At 75.3% G+C, this 16,400-nt stretch carries 17 protein-coding genes and 1 pseudogene; 12 read left to right on the top strand and 6 right to left on the bottom strand.

What is annotated here, in order from left to right:
• The 3 genes and pseudogenes from ABD353_RS26565 to ABD353_RS26555 form a co-directional block, all read left to right on the top strand.
• Window positions 1-210: pseudogene (locus ABD353_RS26565) on the top strand (hypothetical protein); the annotation flags it as partial.
• A 48-nt stretch (window positions 211-258) separates the two neighbouring features.
• The gene (locus ABD353_RS26560; protein WP_344626201.1) at window positions 259-1,269 is read left to right on the top strand and encodes an ATP-binding cassette domain-containing protein; all 1,011 of its coding nucleotides are present in this window, start codon (window positions 259-261) and stop codon (window positions 1,267-1,269) included.
• On the top strand, window positions 1,266-2,081 hold the full coding sequence (locus ABD353_RS26555; RefSeq protein WP_344626200.1) for an ABC transporter permease: 816 nt from the start codon (window positions 1,266-1,268) through the stop codon (window positions 2,079-2,081). Before ABD353_RS26560 ends, ABD353_RS26555 begins: the two co-directional genes overlap by 4 nt.
• A gap of 22 nt (window positions 2,082-2,103) precedes the next feature.
• Here ABD353_RS26555 and ABD353_RS26550 read toward each other — a convergent pair whose 3' ends face one another.
• On the bottom strand, window positions 2,104-5,490 hold the full coding sequence (locus tag ABD353_RS26550; protein WP_344626199.1) for an AfsR/SARP family transcriptional regulator: 3,387 nt from the start codon (window positions 5,488-5,490) through the stop codon (window positions 2,104-2,106).
• A gap of 165 nt (window positions 5,491-5,655) precedes the next feature.
• On the opposite strand from ABD353_RS26550, the gene ABD353_RS26545 reads away from it, so the two are divergent.
• Window positions 5,656-6,465, top strand: a complete 810-nt coding sequence (locus ABD353_RS26545; protein ID WP_344626198.1) for a site-2 protease family protein — start codon at window positions 5,656-5,658, stop codon at window positions 6,463-6,465.
• Window positions 6,466-6,475: 10 nt separating this feature from the next.
• Here the strand turns inward: ABD353_RS26545 and ABD353_RS26540 are convergent, their stop codons facing one another.
• Both ABD353_RS26540 and npdG read right to left on the bottom strand, forming a co-directional pair.
• Entirely contained in the window at window positions 6,476-6,673 is a 198-nt protein-coding gene (locus tag ABD353_RS26540) for a hypothetical protein (RefSeq protein WP_344626197.1), read from the bottom strand.
• A 256-nt stretch (window positions 6,674-6,929) separates the two neighbouring features.
• Entirely contained in the window at window positions 6,930-7,631 is a 702-nt protein-coding gene (gene npdG, locus ABD353_RS26535) for an NADPH-dependent F420 reductase (RefSeq protein WP_344626196.1), read from the bottom strand.
• 47 nt (window positions 7,632-7,678) lie between these two features.
• Here npdG and ABD353_RS26530 point away from each other — a divergent pair, with 47 nt between their 5' ends.
• Together ABD353_RS26530 and ABD353_RS26525 are read left to right on the top strand one after the other, a co-directional pair.
• Entirely contained in the window at window positions 7,679-8,266 is a 588-nt protein-coding gene (locus tag ABD353_RS26530) for a hypothetical protein (protein ID WP_344626195.1), read from the top strand.
• Window positions 8,267-8,397: 131 nt separating this feature from the next.
• Window positions 8,398-9,738: an MFS transporter gene (locus ABD353_RS26525; protein WP_344626194.1), complete on the top strand. Its 1,341-nt coding sequence runs from the start codon at window positions 8,398-8,400 to the stop codon at window positions 9,736-9,738.
• 30 nt (window positions 9,739-9,768) lie between these two features.
• Here ABD353_RS26525 and ABD353_RS26520 read toward each other — a convergent pair whose 3' ends face one another.
• On the bottom strand, window positions 9,769-10,002 hold the full coding sequence (locus ABD353_RS26520; RefSeq protein ID WP_344626193.1) for a hypothetical protein: 234 nt from the start codon (window positions 10,000-10,002) through the stop codon (window positions 9,769-9,771).
• Between the two features lie 145 nt (window positions 10,003-10,147).
• Here ABD353_RS26520 and map point away from each other — a divergent pair, with 145 nt between their 5' ends.
• From map to ABD353_RS26495, 5 genes are all read left to right on the top strand, one after another.
• Window positions 10,148-10,993: a type I methionyl aminopeptidase gene (gene map, locus ABD353_RS26515; protein ID WP_344626192.1), complete on the top strand. Its 846-nt coding sequence runs from the start codon at window positions 10,148-10,150 to the stop codon at window positions 10,991-10,993.
• Window positions 10,994-11,140: 147 nt separating this feature from the next.
• Window positions 11,141-11,794, top strand: coding sequence for a thioredoxin family protein (locus tag ABD353_RS26510; protein ID WP_344626191.1), 654 nt, complete (start codon window positions 11,141-11,143; stop codon window positions 11,792-11,794).
• A gap of 59 nt (window positions 11,795-11,853) precedes the next feature.
• A complete protein-coding gene (locus ABD353_RS26505) occupies window positions 11,854-12,399 on the top strand; it encodes a hypothetical protein (RefSeq protein ID WP_344626190.1) in 546 nt (181 codons plus the stop codon).
• Window positions 12,400-12,524: 125 nt separating this feature from the next.
• Window positions 12,525-13,601, top strand: a complete 1,077-nt coding sequence (locus ABD353_RS26500; protein ID WP_344626189.1) for a hypothetical protein — start codon at window positions 12,525-12,527, stop codon at window positions 13,599-13,601.
• Window positions 13,602-13,793: 192 nt separating this feature from the next.
• A complete protein-coding gene (locus tag ABD353_RS26495; protein ID WP_344626188.1) occupies window positions 13,794-14,234 on the top strand; it encodes a hypothetical protein in 441 nt (146 codons plus the stop codon).
• Window positions 14,235-14,487: 253 nt separating this feature from the next.
• Here ABD353_RS26495 and ABD353_RS26490 read toward each other — a convergent pair whose 3' ends face one another.
• Window positions 14,488-15,186, bottom strand: coding sequence for a bifunctional DNA primase/polymerase (locus ABD353_RS26490; RefSeq protein WP_344626187.1), 699 nt, complete (start codon window positions 15,184-15,186; stop codon window positions 14,488-14,490).
• A gap of 421 nt (window positions 15,187-15,607) precedes the next feature.
• Between ABD353_RS26490 and ABD353_RS26485 the strand changes: the two genes are divergently transcribed.
• The gene (locus ABD353_RS26485) at window positions 15,608-15,820 is read left to right on the top strand and encodes a hypothetical protein (protein ID WP_344626186.1); all 213 of its coding nucleotides are present in this window, start codon (window positions 15,608-15,610) and stop codon (window positions 15,818-15,820) included.
• 121 nt (window positions 15,821-15,941) lie between these two features.
• Here the strand turns inward: ABD353_RS26485 and ABD353_RS26480 are convergent.
• On the bottom strand, window positions 15,942-16,400 hold a 459-nt coding region (locus ABD353_RS26480), incomplete at its 5' end, for a PadR family transcriptional regulator (RefSeq protein ID WP_344626185.1).

The following is a 16,400-nucleotide window of genomic DNA, read 5'->3' as shown; positions in this document are numbered from 1 at the left end:
GGCCGGGCCGCCCTGTACCAGCGCGCCCCCGCCCCCGCCCAGGGGGGCACCCTCCCCGGGAACCGGACCAAGGACCTGCCGGGCGCCGCCCCCGAGGCCCGGCGGCACGGCGCACCCGCCCCCGCGGCGGGTGCGCCGTCGGCGTTCCGGGCGCCGACAGCGGCGTGTCGGCGGCATGACAGCGGCCGGCGGCGGGCCGCCCGGCGCTGACAGCCGGACGACAGAGCGGCGACAGCGGGCCCGGGCAGCCTGTGGGACATGACACCGATCGCCACCGCCCCGAACGACCGGGGGCCCCGCAACCACGCCGTGGAGGTCCGCGGCATCGTCAAGACCTTCGGCGCCACCCGCGCGCTCGACGGCGTCGACCTGACCGTCCGCGAGGGCACCGTGCTCGGTCTGCTCGGCCCGAACGGCGCCGGCAAGACCACCCTCGTCCGGATCCTCTCCACCCTGGTCAAGCCCGACGCGGGCACCGCCTTCGTCGGCGGCTACGACGTGCTGCGCCAGCCCAAGCAGCTGCGCCGCACCATCGGCCTCACCGGCCAGTACGCCTCGGTGGACGAGCTGCTCTCCGGCTACGAGAACCTCTACCTGATCGGCCGGCTGCTCGACCTCTCGGCCAAGGAGTCCAGGACCCGCGCCGCCGAGCTGCTGGAGCGCTTCTCGCTCACCGAGGCGGCCAAGCGGCCCGCCAAGACCTACTCCGGCGGCATGCGCCGCCGCCTCGACCTCGCCGCCTCGATGATCGGCCGGCCGAAGGTGCTCTACCTGGACGAGCCCACCACCGGCCTCGACCCGCGCACCCGCAACGAGGTCTGGGACGAGGTCCAGCGGATGGTCGCCGAGGGCTCCACCGTGCTGCTGACCACCCAGTACATGGAGGAGGCCGAGCAGCTCGCCCACGAGCTCACCGTGATCGACCGCGGCCGGGTGATCGCCGCCGGCGGCATCGAGGAGCTCAAGACCCAGGTCGGCGGCCAGACCCTGCAGGTCCGCCCGCTGCACCCGGCCGAGCTGCCCGAGATGGCCCGCTGCCTGCACGAGGCCGGCGTCGCCGCCACCTTCTCCGCCGACACCGGGCTGCTCTCCGTGCAGCTCACCGGCGAGGAGCAGCTCACCGCCGTCGTCGGCGTCCTCGGCACCCGCGGCTTCGGCATCGCGGGCATCGACACCAAGCTCCCCAGCCTCGACGAGGTCTTCCTCGCCATCACCGGCAAGCCGTCCGCCTCCGCCGCCCCGATCCTCGACAAGGAGCCCGTGGCATGACCGCCGCCACCCTCGCCCCCGCCACCGCCCACGCGGACGACCCGCGGATCGGCCCGGCCGGACACCTGCGCCACGTCGGCGCGCTGACCCGCCGCAACCTGATGCGGATCAAGGCCGACCCCGAGTCGATGCTCGACGCGCTGCTGATCCCGATCATCTTCACCGTGCTGTTCGTCTACGTCTTCGGCGGCGCGGTCTCCGGCAGCCAGCACGACTACATCCAGTACATGATCCCGGGCCTGCTCGGCACCACCGGCCTCAACCTGGCGATGGCCGTCGGCACCGGACTCAACAGCGACTTCCAGACCGGCGTGATGGACCGCTTCCGGACCCTGCCGATCGGCCGGGCCTCGGTGCTGCTCTCCAAGATCGTCGCGGAGACCTGCCGCGGCCTGGTCTCCTTCACCATCCTCATCGCCTTCTCGATGCTCCTCGGGCTGGAGATCAAGACCGGCTTCCTGCACCTGCTCGCCGCGGTCGGCCTGTCCCTGCTGTTCGGCATGTCGATCATCTGGATCTCCATGCTGCTCGGCATGTCGCTGCGCAGCGCCCAGGCCGTGCAGGGCGTCAGCATGCTGGTCATGATGCCGCTGCAGTTCGGCAGCTCGATCTTCGCCCCGACCAGCACCATGCCGGGCTGGCTGCAGGCCTTCACCGAGTACAACCCGCTGTCCGCACTCGCCGACGCCTGCCGCAACCTGATCAACGGCGGCCCGCTCACCCACTCGGTGACGATCGTGGTCGTCTGGTCGGTGGCGATCACCGCAGTCACCGCGCCGCTGGCCGTGGCCCGCTTCCGCAAGCGGACCTGACGGCACGGACCTCGACCCGGCGTCAGAGGGCGCCGGGGTCGTCCATCAGGGCGGCCGCCTCCGAGAGGGTGAGGCGGCCGCCCTCGGCGTACCCGGCCGCGTACCCCTCCTCGCCGAGCATGCCGGTCAGCACCTGCGCCATCCGGTCGCGCTCCCGGCGCTCCATGTACGAGCCGCGGCTGCCGTGCAGGGCGTCGTGGGCGCCGAGCAGCACGGCCGCCCGGCGGGCCGCCGGCCGCGGGTCCTCCTGCTGCTCGGCGAGGGCCAGCACGATGCCGGTGGCCGGCAGCATCAGCATCACCGCCATGTGCTCGGCGAAGGCGGTCGCCCCGCCGGGCACGCCCTTCATCTCCCGGCGACCCTCGGCGAGCAGCTCCAGGCCGCGCGGGGCGTCGCCGGCCCGGGCGGTGACCCAGCCTCGGATGCAGCCGACGATGCCCTCGAACACCCCCGGCACGATCGGCCCGAACGCCTGGTTGTTCATCACCAGCCGGTCGAGCTCCACCAGCGCCCGGGCGTAGTCCCCGCGCTGGGTGTGGATGTTGCAGAGCACCAGCCGGCCGTAGAGCATCGTGCCGTCGGCCGCGTGGTTGGCGGCCCGGACGGACTCCAGCGCCTCCCGGATCCGCCGCTCGCCGTCCGCCTCGTCGAACTCGAAGAGCGCCTCGCCGAGCCGGACCTCCAGCAGCGGCACCTCCTGCCAGGCGCCGAGCTCGGCGGCGATCTCGATGGCCTGCCGGTAGGCCTCGGCCGCCCGTCGGCCGTCGCCCTGCTTGGCGGCGTTCTCCGCCTGCGCGGAGAGGGCCTCGGACATGCCCCAGCGGTTGCCGAGCCGGGTGAAGATCTCCAGTGCCTCGGCGCTGTCGGCGACCGCCTGGTCGAGGCCGCCGACCCAGTCGTTGAGCAGCCGGGCGCGCAGCTGCAGGGCGAAGGCGAGGTCCAGCGGGCGGCCGTACCGGCGGCAGCCGTCGACGGCGGCGTCCATCGTGTCGCGCATCCGGTCCAGCTCGCCGGAGAGGAAGACCGCGAACACCCGCAGCAGCGCGGGGAACCGGTAGGACTGCGGCAGGTCCGGGGTGTAGGTGGCCAGCACCCGGGTGGCGAGATCTATCACCGCCGGGTCGCCGATCGCCGCCATGTTCCCGGTGAACTGGTCGATCAGGCGGTGCAGGTGGGCCTGCCGGCGGGCCTCGTCCAGCATCTCCTGCGACAGCGGCGGCGGTGCGTCCAGCGGGCCGGCCTCCAGCGGCACCGGCCGCGGCGCGTCGTCGGCGAAGGCGTCGGGGCCGAGCGCGCAGACCGCGTCGTACCACTCGCGGGCCTCCCGGCGGTTGTCCCGCAGCGACCAGAACCAGCTCATCCCGAGCACCAGGACGAGCAGCTCCTCCTCGTCCCGGAGCTCGGCGGCGGTGCGCAGCGCGGCCCGGATGTTCTCCTGCTCGCCGTCGAGCTCGGCGAGGCGCACGACCTGCTCGTGCCCGTGCATGTGGAAGTCGGCGATCCGGACGAGCTCGCGGTAGTGGCGGACGTGGCGCAGCGCGGCGCCGTCGCCGCCGGACGTGGCGAGCTTCTCGGCGGCGTACTCGTGGATGGTCTCCAGCATCCAGTAGCGCGGCCCGTTCTCCAGGTCGGCGACCACCAGGGACTTGTCGACCAAGGAGAGCAGCAGGTCGGCGACGTCCTCGCGGCGCACCTGGGTGCCGTCGGCGACGACCTGTTCGGCGGCCTCCAGGGTGCAGCCGCCGGCGAAGACGGAGAGCCGGCGCAGCACGGCGCGTTCGCGTTCGCCGAGCAGGTCCCAGCTCCAGTCGACGACGGCGCGCAGGGTCTGCTGACGGGGCAGCAGGGTGCGGGAGCCGGCGGTGAGCAGGGCGAACCGGCCGTCGAGGCGGTCGGCGAGCTGACGCGGGGTCAGGCCGCGCAGCCGGGCGGCGGCGAGCTCGATGGCGAGCGGCAGGCCGTCCAGGCGGCGGCAGATCTCGGCGCAGGCCTCCGGGTCCTCGGCGGGGTCGAAGCCGGGCCGGGCGGCGGCGCCGCGTTCGGCGAGCAGGCGCAGGGCGGCCGGGTCGGGCAGCGGCTCGACCGGCAGCACCGCCTCGCCGGGGACGCCGAGCGGCTCCCGGCTGGTGGCGAGGACGGTGAGCCCGGGGCACTCGGCGAGCAGCCGGTCGGCGAGCTCGGCGGCGGCCTGCACCAGGTGCTCGCAGTTGTCGAGGACGAGCAGCATCCGGCGCGCGGCGCAGTGCTCGACCAGTCGGCGGACGGGGTCGCTGCGGCGGGCGTCCATCACCTCGGCGACGGCGCCGCCGGTGTGCAGCACCGTCTCGCGCAGGCCGAGCGCGGCGGCCACCGCGCCGGGGACGGCGAGGGAGTCCTCCAGCGGGGCGAGCTCGACCATCCAGACGCCGTCCGGCCAGGAGCCGCCGTGCTGGGCGGCGCGGCCGGCCTCCACCGAGAGCCGGGTCTTGCCGGAGCCGCCGGGGCCGGTGAGCGTGGTGAGCCGGCCCGCCGTCAGGGCGCGGCCGAGGGCGGTGAGGTCGCCGTCCCGGCCGACGAAGCTGGTGAGCCGGGGGCGGAGGTTGCCGGCCGGGACGGCAGCAGCGGCAGGCGCGGCAGGCGCGGCCGGAGCGGTCGGAGCGGCCCGGGTGCCGGCGCCCGGGGCGGGCGCAGCGGCGGGCACCGGGACGGGCGCGGCCGGTGCGGGTGCCAGCAGTTCGGCGTGCAGGGCGCGTAGCTCCGGGCCGGGGTCGGTGCCGAGCCGGTCGGCCAGGATGCGGCGGGTGTCCTCGTAGCGCTGCAGGGCCTCGGCGGTGCGGCCCTCGGCGCGCAGGGCGCGGATCGCCAGCGCGTGCAGCTGCTCGTCGAGGGGGTGCAGTTCGCAGAGTTCGGCGAGCTCGGCGGTGAGGTCGGCGGTGTTGCCGAGGGCGAGGTCGGCGGTGATCCGGTGCCGGCGGGCCTCCTCGCGCCGGGCCTCCAGCCGGACGGCGGGCCCGGCCCGGTCCGGCAGGTCGGCGAGGGCCGGGCCGCGCCACAGGGCGAGCGCGCTGTTCAGCCGGTCGGCGGCCTCCCGGTGGTCGCCGGCGGCGGGCGCCCGGCGGCCGTCGGCGGCGAGCCGCAGGAAGTCGTCGGCGTCGGTGCGGCCGGTCAGCCAGTAGCCGGCCGGCCCGGAGCCGATCTCCCCGCGGCCGATGGTGCGGCGCAGCCGGCCGACCAGGGTCTGCAGGGCGGCGGAGGAGTCCTGCGGCGGTTCGTCACCCCAGACCTCGTCCACCAGCAGGTCGGCCGGGACGGGCCGGCCCTGGCGCAGGGCGAGCGCGGCCAGCAGGGCGCGCAACCGGGCGCCGCCGAGCGGTACCGGGGTGCCGTCGTCGTGGTGGGCGGTGGTGGTGCCGAGGATGCCGTAGTGCACGGGCCCATTCTGGTCGACGGGCAGCGTGGCGGGCGCACGGATATTCGGACCGGTGGAACCGTGGGCGGGTGCGGTGCGTTCTTCGGTGACGGCTTGTCGCGGTCGCGAGCCGCGCGGCATGATCGTCCCCTGCCCGCCCCCGGCCATCCACGGAGCTTTCGCACCATGACCTTCGCCACCACGCAGCGCCGCAGCGAGGAGAGCCGGATCAGCCCGGTCTTCTGGGTGCTGCTCGCGACCCTGGTCACCTCCGCGTGGGCGGTGGTGAGCGGTTTCGGCAATCCCCGCTTCGGGGTGTTCCTGTTCGTGGTGGCGGGCTGGATGGTCTCGCTCTGCCTGCACGAGTACGCGCACGCGCGCACCGCCCTGCACAGCGGGGACATCACCATCGGCGCCAAGGGCTACCTGACGCTCAACCCGTTCAAGTACGCGCACGCGCTGCTGAGCTTCGTGCTGCCGGTGGTCTTCGTGATCATGGGCGGGATCGGCCTGCCCGGCGGCGCGGTGTACATCGAGCGGCACCGGATCCGCGGCCGAGTCAAGCACAGCCTGATCTCCGCGGCCGGCCCGCTGGTGAACGTGGTGATCGGCATCGGCCTGCTCGTCCTGGTGAGCTCCGGGGTGTTCGACGACCCGGCGCACCCGGCGGTGCTGAACGGCCAGGAGCTGATCGTCTCGGCCTTCCCCGCGGCCCTCGGATTCCTGGCGTTCCTGCAGGTCAGTGCGGCACTGCTGAACCTGCTGCCGGTGCCCGGGCTGGACGGCTACGGCATCGTCGAGCCCTGGCTGTCGCTGAAGACCCGCCGCGCGATCGAGCCGTTCGCGCCGTACGGCATGCTCGCGGTGTTCGTGATCTTCTGGCAGACCGCGGCCAGCCGCTGGTTCTCCGACCTGGTCTTCGTGATCACCGACCTGTTCGGCGTCTCCAAGGCCTACCCGGTGGTCGGGCAGTTCCTGTTCCGCTTCTGGGAGTGACCCCGCCGGCTCAGAGCTGCTGCTCGGCCCGGGCGGCCGCGGCGCGGTCCTGGCGGTCCTTGCGGATGTAGTACCAGGCCATGTTCGAGGCGACGCCGGCCATCAGCACCCAGATCACGCCGAACCAGTTGCCCTCGACGAAGGAGACGACGGCGGCCGTCACGGCGAGCACGAGGACGATCGAGGCGAGCAGGGCGTTACGGGGCATGGCGGGACTCTCCTGGGTGGGGGCACCGCCGGCCTGCGCCGGCGGCAGCGGACACCCCATTCTCACCGACCGGTGCCCGTGCCGGGGCCGAGACCCCCTCCTGCGGGTCGTCCGGACCTGCGGGAGGGGACCTGTGGCGGCCGTGGGCCCGGCCGTTCGCCCGGCCGTCGGGCCCTGGCGCCGGCGGGCGGCTCGGTGTTCTGCGTTCTGCGTTCTGCGTTCTGCGGCTCGGCGTCCCGGCGTCCCGGCGGACGGCTCAGACGTCGGTGATCCGCAGACCGGCGTGCGCCTTGTAGCGGCGGTTCACCGAGATCAGGTTGGCGACCAGCGACTCGACCTGGTGGGCGTTGCGCAGCCGTCCGGCGAAGATGCCGCGCATGCCGGGGATCCGCCCGGCCAGCGCCTGCACGGTCTCGGTGGCGGCACGGTCCTCGCCGAGCACCATCACGTCGGTGTCGATCTCCTCGATCGAGGCGTCCTGCAGCAGCACCGCGGACAGGTGGTGGAAGGCCGCGGTCACCCGGGAGTCCGGCAGCAGGGCGGCGGCCTGCTGGGCGGCGCTGCCCTCCTCCGGCTTCAGCGCGTAGGCGCCCTGCTTGTCGAAGCCGAGCGGGTTGACGCAGTCCACCACGATCTTGCCGGCGAGCTCCTCGCGCAGGGCCGCGAGGGTGGCGGCGTGGCCGTCCCACGGCACGGCGACGATCACGATGTCGCTCTCCCGGGCGCAGGTCGCGTTGTCCGCGCCGCGCACGCCGAGGCCGATCTCCTCCGCGGCGGCCGCGGCCCGCTCGGCCGTCCGGGAGCCGATGACCACCTGCTGGCCGGCCTTGGCCAGCCGGTAGGCGAGGCCGCGGCCCTGGTCGCCGGTGCCGCCGAGGACACCCACGACGAGCGAGGACACGTCGAGCGGAGCGGGGGCCGCCGCGGCGGCGGGATTCACCGATTCGGGTTGCGTCATGGACAAGATCCTGCCAAAGCACCGGCCGCTCCTCCATGCTGTGCCGCATGGACGCGGTGAGACTTTCCGCACTGAGCGCGACCTTGGCCGGCACCGGCCTGCTGGACGTCACCCGGGCCTTCGGCGGGGCGCTGCACCGATCGGTCACCCGGCGCACCGCGGCGGGCCTGCTGCTGGTCGGCACCGAGCGCTACGAACCGTGGCACCTGGCCGCGCACCTGGACGAGGAGGCGGCGCACTGCGGCGTCGCCGGGCTGGCCCCGCTGCTGGTGCGGCACGAGGTCCCGGCGGCGGCCCCGGCTCACCTGGCGCACGGGCTGCGGCGGCTCGGCGAGGCGCCGCGCGGCAGCACGGTGCTGGTGGTGGCGCCGCACGAACCGGGCCAGGGGCTGCTGGAGCGGGTCGAGGACGCCCGGCGCGGCGGTGCCACGGTGCTCGCCCTGGACGCCGGCGACGCCGAACTGGGCGCGCTCGCCCACGAGCGGCTGGCGGTGCCGGTGGCCGGCGAGGGCCCGTTCGACCTGGTGCAGCACCTGGTCGGCGCGGCCGCCTCGGCGCGGCCCGCCCGGGGGCTGCGCAGCCGGCTGGCCGGGCTCGCCGAACGCCTGGTCGCGCCACCGGTGCTGCGCTGGTGATCCGGCCCCGCGGACCGGCCGCGCGACGACCGGTGGCGTGGAGAGCGGTGCGGCGATCGGTGCGGCGATCGGTGGTGCACGGCCGGTAAATCGTTTGCCCGGCGCGCCCGGCCGACCGAGGATGGCCGACCGTGACGTCCGTACCACCCCCACCGCTCCCGAAACGGCTGCGCACCGCCCTGCGCGGGCTGCTCCCCGACACCGCCCCGTGGCGCAGCTCGCGGGACTTCCGGCTGCTCTGGAGCTCCGGCTGCGTGAGCAGCCTGGGCAGCTTCCTGACCTACGTCGCGGTGCCGCTGCAGATCAAGGACCTCACCGGTTCCTCCTTCCAGGTGGGCCTGGTCGGCGCGGTCGAGCTGGTGCCGCTGGTGGTGTTCGGCCTGTGGGGCGGGGCGCTCGCGGACGCGATGGACCGCCGCCGGCTGGTGCTGCTCGCGGAGGCCGGGCTCGGCCTGCTGAGCGCGCTGCTGCTGGTCAACGCGCTGCTGCCGCAGCCGCTGCTGTGGCCGATCTACGTGGTGGCCGCGCTGGTCGCGGCGGTGGACGGACTGCAGCGCCCGGCGCTGGACTCGCTCACCCCGCGGATCGTGCCGCACGAGCAGCTGACGGCCGCGTTCGCGCTGAACTCGCTGTACCGGAACGTCGGTTCGGTGGCCGGGCCGGCACTCGCCGGTGTGGTGGTGGCGGTCGCCGGGGTGCAGACCGCCTTCGCGCTGGACGTCGCCAGTTTCGGCGTCTCGCTGCTGCTGCTCGCCCGGATCCGGGCGGTGCCGCCGCCGTCCGGCGCCGAACGGCCCTCGCTGCGGGCGGTCGCGACCGGTGTCCGGTACGCGTGGAGCCGCAAGGACCTGCTCGGCACGTACGCGATCGACGTCTGCGCGATGCTGTTCGCCTTCCCGGTGGCGATCTTCCCGTTCCTGGCCGCCGAGTTGGACGCCGGCTGGGCGCTCGGCCTGCTGTACGGCGCGTCCGCGGCCGGTGCGCTGGCCGTCTCGGCGACCAGCGGCTGGACCTCCCGGATCCACCGGCACGGGCGGATGCTCGTCCTCGCCGCCCTCGGCTGGGGTGCCGCGATGACGCTCGCCGGTGTGACCGGCAACATCTGGCTGGTGCTGCTCTGCCTGGCCGCGGCCGGCGGCGCCGACCAGATCAGCGGCATCGCGCGTTCCACCCTGTGGAACCAGTCCATCCCGGACGAACTGCGCGGCCGGCTCGCCGGGGTGGAGTTGCTCAGCTACTCGGTGGGCCCGCAGCTGGGCCAGGTCCGGGCCGGCGGCGCGGCCGCGCTGATCGGTGTCCGCGGGGCGATCTGGAGCGGCGGCGCGGTCTGCGTGCTGGGTGTGGCACTGCTGGCCGTGGCCCTGCCGAGCCTGCTCGCCTACGACGACCGGACGGACCCCCACGCGGCGGCCGTGCGGGCCGCCGCCGAGGACCGCGACGCCGGCGGGCGGGAGCCGGTGCCCGCGGCCTGACGGCGGATCGGCCGCGAGGGGCCCGCCCGCTCAGTCCTCGTCGGCGTCCTCGGGCGGCCCGTCGTGCCAGCGCGGGTCGTTCTGCCACTCCCGGTTGCGCTCCGCGGCGATCTCCAGCGCCGCGGCGGCCTCGCCGGGGGTGGCGTACGGGCCGAGCCGGTCCTTGGCCGGGCACTCCGGGCCCTCCTCGACCTTGCCGTGCTTGATGCAGTAGAACCATTCGCCGGGCTTCCCGGTGGCCTTGCGGCCGAATCCCATGGGCATGTGAGCTGCTCCTGTTCGCTTCGTCGTCCGGGGTGATCCTTTCCCGGCGCCGCGCCCGTACACACGGCGCACCACCCGCGCTGCACCCGCCCGACGGCCGCCCGCACGGCCGGGTCGCTGAGGGGCCGACGGATAGACTCGCGGCATGGCTCTCGTACCCGGCACCGTGTCCCCCACCCGCAAGGTTCCCGCGCACATCGCGCGCCCGGAGTACGTGGGCAGGCCCGCGCCCGCGCCGTACACCGGCCCGGAGGTGCAGAGCGCCGAGACGGTCGAGAAGATGCGGATCGCCGGCGGGATCGCCGCCCGGGCGATGGAGGAGGCGGCCAAGCTCATCGCGCCGGGCGTGACCACCGACGAGCTGGACGCGGTCGCGCACGCCTACATGTGCGACCACGGCGCCTACCCGTCCGACCTCGGCTACCGCGGCTTCCCGAAGTCGATCTGCACCTCGATCAACGAGGTGATCTGCCACGGCATCCCGGACTCGACGGTCCTTCAGGACGGCGACATCGTCAACATCGACGCCACCGCGTACATCCACGGCGTGCACGGCGACCTCAACGCCACCTACCCGTGCGGCAACGTCGACGAGGAGTCCGAGCTGCTCGTCGAGCGCACCCGGGAGGCGCTCGACCGGGCGATCAAGGCGGTCAAGCCGGGCCGCCAGATCAACGTCATCGGCCGGGTCATCGAGTCCTACGCGAAGCGCTTCGGCTACGGGGTCGTCCGCGACTTCACCGGCCACGGCATCAACACCTCGTTCCACTCCGGCCTGATCGTCCCGCACTACGACAGCGAGCGGGCCACCGAGGTGATCAAGCCCGGCATGACCTTCACCATCGAGCCGATGCTGACCCTGGGCAGCTACGACTACGACATCTGGGAGGACGGCTGGACGGTCGTCACCAAGGACCGCAAGCGGACCGCCCAGTTCGAGCACACCCTGGTGGTCACCGCCGACGGCGCGGAGATCCTCACCCTCCCGTAGTCGGCAACGGGACGGACGGGGCCGCGGATTTCCGTTATCCGCGGCCCCGGATGCGGTCTCCCAGGGCAAGAGCACCACCCACCCTCGCGCCGCCCCTCCCGCCCTCCCCCGGGCCTCCGGGCGGCACCGCCCCCGGGAGCACCGTCCATGAGCCTCGACCGCAGATCCCTCGGAGCCGTCCTCGCCGCGCTGACCGCCGCCGCCTCACTGGCCGCCTGCGGACCGGCCGACTCCTCCGACGGCGCGGCCGCCGCCGCACCGGTGAGCGCCGCCGCGCCCGCCGAGGACCTGCCTTCGCCGCTGCCGAGCCCGACCTCGGCCGCACCGACCACGGCGAGCCCCTCCGCGAGCGCGGCGACGCCCACCCGCTCGGCGACGGCGTCCGCGTCCCCCTCCACCGCCCCGACCAAGCGGGTCTCGCTGGCCGGCTACAACCCGTCCGCGAACGCCCAGAAGGAGATCGACGCGGCGCTCGCCCTGGCGAAGTCCGACGGCCGGCGCGTGCTGCTCGACTTCGGCACCAACGAGTGCGGCGTCTGCCGGGCCGTCGACGGGCTCTTCGCCAAGAGCCGGATCCGCAGCACCCTGGACGCCTCCTACCACGTGGTGAAGATCGACCTGGAGAACAACCGGACCAACATGGCGATCCTCGGCCGCTACGACAGCTCGCACGGCTTCAGCACCCCCGTGATCATCGTCGTCGACGCCAAGAACACGGTCGTCACCAACACCAACCGGACGGGCCTGCCGAAGCTGACCGAGACCGGCCTCGACGGCTTCCTCCGCCAGTGGGCGAAGTGACGGCGCGTCGGCCGCCGCACCGTCAGGGCGGCCGCCAGGGCAGGCCGGTCCGGGCTTCGGTGGCCGCGCTCGCGGCCGGGCTGCTGCTCGGCCCGGCCGCCGGCTGCGCCTCCACCGGCGGCCCGGCGCAGCGGCCGTCCTCGGCGAGCTTCACCGAGAACGGCGTCACCGTCGACCTCTCCGTCGACCGGTGGGACGGCACGGCCGGCACGCTGACCGCCGTGTTCACCCCCACCGCGGCCGGCTACCACCTCTACAGCCTGGACCTGCCACCCGGCGGCGTCGACGGCATCGGGCGGCCGGTCTCGCTGAAGCTGCGCGGCGGCCTGGAGCAGACCGCGCGGCCCACCACCGGCGCCGCCGTGCACGACCTCCAACTGCCCGGCGGGCTGCCGCCGGTGCCGGTCTACCCGGACGGCCCGGTCACCGTGACCCTGCCGGTGCACCGGACCGCGGAGGGCCCGGCCACCGTCCTGGTCGGGTACGCCGCGTGCAGCGAGACCAAGGGCTGCCTGTTCCCCGTGGACGCCCATCCGGTCGAGGCCACCGTCGACGGCACCTCGGTGCGGTTCGCCGGCCCCGGCCCGGCCTCGCCGAGCGGCTGACCCGGCACCCTCACCCGCGGCCGTACCGGGTCCCGCCCGGTACGGCCGCCCACCCGACCCCACCCACCCGGACGACCAGGACCGGACGACCCGGCACCCGGACGAACACACCCCTGGACAGACCCATGCAGGACGCGGCACCGCCGCCCGCGGACGGCACGCCCGCCCGCCGTTCCCCCAGTCCCACCGACCGCCACCGGGCCGCCGTCCTCGGATACGCCCGCCTGTGCTGCCCGGACGGGGCCACCGCCCGCCGACTGGTCGACGAGGCCGCCCGGACGCTCCCGACGGCCGGCGCCCCGCGGCCGGAGCTGGTCGCCGCACTCCGCCGCACGGCCGCACGGTGGGCCGACACCGGACGGGAGGCCGAGCTGTCGGCCGGCTTCCGCAGCTGGCTGCACGCCGCGGCCGCCCGCCACCCGGGGGCGGGCCTCGCCGGCGCCCTGGCCGCCGTCGAACAGGAGGCGCCGCTGCTGCAGGCCTTCCGCCGGCTGCCCGCGCACCGGCAGGAGGAGCTCTGGCACGGCCTCGGCCCGGACGGGGACCTGCGCCCGCCCGCACCGCCCGCCCGGGCCGCCCTGTTCGACACCTACCTCCAGGTGTACGTGGCCCGTGTCCCGGCCCGGGCCTGCCGCCAGCTGGTCGCCCGGCTCGGCGACACCGTCCGCCGCGGCTCCGCCCCGGAACCCGGGCTCGCCGACCACCTCGCCGGGTGCGGGCCGTGCGGGACGGCCTGCACCGAACTCGCCGCCGTCCGGGACTGGCACCGGCCCGTCCTGACCCCTGCACTGCTGCTGTGGACGGGCGAGGCTCCGCCCTGCCCGCCCGTCGGACCGGCCGTCCCGTCCCCGCCCACCGCGGCACCGCGGCGCCCGGCCCCCGTTCGTACCGTGGTGGGCGCGGCAGCCGCCGTCCTGCTCCTCGTCCTCGCGGTGGCCGCCGCCCTGCCCGGCCACACGCCGGCACCGACGGCGGCCGTCCCCGTCCCCACCGGCGCGGAGCCGGCACCGCCCTCGCCCACCCCGACCACGACGACCGCGACCTCGTCCACGCCACCGACACCCGCACCCACCGCGACCCGCCCCGCACCCGCCCCCACGCCCTCCCCCACCCCCAGCCGCACCACGCCGCCCCCCGTCCCGCCGCCAGTCCCGCCGCCCAGCCCGGTGGTCACCGTCACCGTCACCCTCATCGAGCCCTAGGCAGTGGGTAGCCACCACGAGGGCGGGGGCTGCGCAGTCCGGGGTCGGCCGAACCCGCGAGGTACGCCGATTCCGCATTTGCGCAGTCCCCCGCCCCTGGTGGTGCGCCGGTCGGCGGGTGCCCGGAGGCGGGCCGGGCGGGGCGGTCGCAGGCTGGAGGTGGAGTACGGCCGACGGCGAGGTGTGGTGTCGATGGACGAGGCGCAGGGGCTCGAACGGGTCTCGCAGCGGGCCGCGGAGGCGGCGCAGCACGTGGAGGCGGTGCGGCAGCAGTCCGGCGAGGAGCTGCGGCAGGCCCTGGCAGGGGCGCGGGGGAGCTCCGGCACGCACGGCGGGCCGCCGCGCGAGGCCGCGGCCGACGCCGAGGAGCACGCGGGCCCGACCTGGCACCACCTCCGCGAGAGCTGGCACCGGCACGTCGGCGCGACGCGGGACCGCGCGTCGGAGCGCGAGGCCCGGCACGACGTCGGGGTGGCCCGGCGGGAGGCCGACTACGCCGAGCGCTACGCGCTGGAGGCCGTGGACTTCGCCCTGGAGGCGGTCGACGAGGCCGAGTACGCGGCGCTGCGGGCGCTGGAGGCCAGGTTGGAGGCCGAGGAGGCGGCGGGGCTGGGCGGCACGCCCGAGCCCTAGGCACACCCGGCCGGCCGCCCCTCCCGGAGGGTCGGCGTTTGGGTCCGCGCGGCCGCTAGGCCCTCTCTTTCGGATCTTGCCGGGCGCGCGACGCCGGGCATCTCCCCCAGCCCCGAGGGGGCCGGGAGGTGCCCCCAGCCTGGACGCACCGGCGAATCGTCCACGTACGGTCCAGTACGAGGCCGATCCGCCGGCACGCCCAGCCGGGCGCCCACCGCCGCACGCTCATCCGACAAGATCCGAAAGAGAGGGCCTAGCCGATCAGCCACTGCTCCTCGGCGACGGCGCCGACCTCGGTGCAGGCGTCGGTCAGCACGTCCAGCACCCGCAGCGGGTCGGGCAGCGGCTGGTCGGGGCCGCGCAGCCAGCGCACCTCGGAGCCGTCCGGCAGTGCGGCGGGCGGCAGCAGGGTGTACGAGCCGCGGCAGTGCCATCTCAGGCCGGGGTGTTCGGACATGGTGTCCGGGGTGGAGTCCAGCGCGCTCGTCCACCACTCGTCCTCGTCGGCGGGGGTGCCGCGGGTGGCGGTGAAGAACAGGTAGCGGTCCTCGCCGACCGCGGCGACCGGTCCGTGGACGCCGCGCTCCTCCAGCCGCTCCAGCGCGAGCCGACCCGCCTCGGCGGGGACGTCCAGCACGTCGTGGACGCGGCCGGTGGCGGTGACGAAGTTGGCCTGCGGGTCGCGGGCGAGCCAGCGGGCGAGCTGTTCGGCGTCGGTGGTCGCCTGGGTCTGCCAGGCGAAGGAGACGGGGTGCTGCGCCGGCGCCGGACAGCCGACCCGGTCGCAGGAACACCGGTACCCCGCCGGGTGGGCCGCGGGTGCCAGCGGGAAGCCCGCGCGCACCGCGCCCAGCAGCAGGTCCAGCCTCGCGGCCGCCTCCCCGCCCGTGACCGGACGGTCCTGCCGCCGCTCACGCCGCCACCAGGTCGTCCACCTGCTGCTGGCTTCCATCGGGCCCCTTCCGCTCTGCCGTGAACTGCCGTGCCTGGTGCGGCACGGCGAACGACGCACCGTCCGACGCAACAACGGCAGGCGCCCGCCACTTCCCGGGGCGCCCGTCGGTCGCATCCGCCGCAGCCGCGGCCGGGATCACCGGGGCGGCCAACGCCCGGGGCACGATACGGAGTTCGAGAAGGTACGACTCGGCGGACGGACGCGACGACACGCGCCTCGCCCGGCCCGTGCGGGCCCGCGGACCCGGGCCGAACCCGGAGGCGTACAGAGCAGGATAAGGGTGCGGACGGCCCCGGAATGACCGGGGGCGGTGCTGCGCCGGTCACACCGGCTCCACACCGCCTCTGCCGGACCTGCACGCGGGCGCCGCCGACCGGCGGCCGAGAGGGCCCGGAGCACCCCGCGTACCCTGGGAGGCGTGAAGAGCGCGGAGACCGAATTCGTGGGCGGACCCCTGGACGGCAGGGTCCTGCCGATCATGCTGGGCTCCTTCTGGACGATCCCGAAGGTCTACCGCGTGCCCGTCCCGGCCACCGCGGACCTGCCCGCCGTGACGCTGGTCTACCGGCGGTCGAAGATCTTCGGCAGCAAGGGCTGGCGCTGGCGCTACGAGTACGACGCCGAGGCCTGAGGCCGCCGGACACGCCCCTCGGTAGCGAGCACGCCCCCGGACACGCCGCCGTTCCCGGGCACGCCGCCGCCCCGCCGCGGCGGGTGCCGCGACGGGGCGGTGCGGTCGACCGCGGGACGGATCAGACCTGCTCGTCGGCGAGGATCAGGTACAGCTTGCGCTTGGCCTCGTTGAGGACGGCGAGCCCCTTGGCCCGCTGCTCCTCGGTACCCGTCAGCATGACCTGGCGGATCGCGTGGTCGACGGCGCCCATCGCCGCACCGACCTCCTGGACGGCCTCCCAGTCGACGCCCCGGCCGGCCTCCTCCCACGGGGACTCGGCCCCCGCGTCGGCCTCGGCCCGGCCGGCCTCGGTCAGGTCGAACAGCTTCTTGCCCGAGGACTCCTGAGCGACGATCAGGCCCTCCTCCTCCAGCAGCTGGAGGGTCGGGTAGACCGATCCGGGGCTGGGCCGCCACGCACCGCCGGTGCGCTCGCCGATCTCGGTGATCATCTCGTACCCGTGCATCGGCCGCTCCTTGAGCAGCGCGAGCAGCGAGGCACGGACGTCACCGCGGCGCGCCCGGCCGCCCCGGCGGCC

This window comes from Kitasatospora arboriphila, assembly GCF_039528095.1.
Taxonomy (GTDB): domain Bacteria; phylum Actinomycetota; class Actinomycetes; order Streptomycetales; family Streptomycetaceae; genus Kitasatospora; species Kitasatospora arboriphila.
This window is presented reverse-complemented; position numbering and strand designations above follow the sequence as displayed.

Excerpts from the sequence above, each read along its gene's own strand:
- ABD353_RS26560 (WP_344626201.1), top strand. The coding sequence starts at position 259 with ATGACACCGATCGCCACCGCCCCGAACGACCGGGGGCCCCGCAACCAC.
- ABD353_RS26555 (WP_344626200.1), top strand. The coding sequence starts at position 1,266 with ATGACCGCCGCCACCCTCGCCCCCGCCACCGCCCACGCGGACGACCCG.
- ABD353_RS26545 (WP_344626198.1), top strand. The coding sequence starts at position 5,656 with ATGACCTTCGCCACCACGCAGCGCCGCAGCGAGGAGAGCCGGATCAGC.
- ABD353_RS26540 (WP_344626197.1), bottom strand. The coding sequence starts at position 6,673 with ATGCCCCGTAACGCCCTGCTCGCCTCGATCGTCCTCGTGCTCGCCGTG.
- npdG (WP_344626196.1), bottom strand. The coding sequence starts at position 7,631 with ATGACGCAACCCGAATCGGTGAATCCCGCCGCCGCGGCGGCCCCCGCT.
- ABD353_RS26530 (WP_344626195.1), top strand. The coding sequence starts at position 7,679 with ATGGACGCGGTGAGACTTTCCGCACTGAGCGCGACCTTGGCCGGCACC.
- ABD353_RS26520 (WP_344626193.1), bottom strand. The coding sequence starts at position 10,002 with ATGCCCATGGGATTCGGCCGCAAGGCCACCGGGAAGCCCGGCGAATGG.
- map (WP_344626192.1), top strand. The coding sequence starts at position 10,148 with ATGGCTCTCGTACCCGGCACCGTGTCCCCCACCCGCAAGGTTCCCGCG.
- ABD353_RS26510 (WP_344626191.1), top strand. The coding sequence starts at position 11,141 with ATGAGCCTCGACCGCAGATCCCTCGGAGCCGTCCTCGCCGCGCTGACC.
- ABD353_RS26500 (WP_344626189.1), top strand. The coding sequence starts at position 12,525 with ATGCAGGACGCGGCACCGCCGCCCGCGGACGGCACGCCCGCCCGCCGT.
- ABD353_RS26495 (WP_344626188.1), top strand. The coding sequence starts at position 13,794 with ATGGACGAGGCGCAGGGGCTCGAACGGGTCTCGCAGCGGGCCGCGGAG.
- ABD353_RS26490 (WP_344626187.1), bottom strand. The coding sequence starts at position 15,186 with ATGGAAGCCAGCAGCAGGTGGACGACCTGGTGGCGGCGTGAGCGGCGG.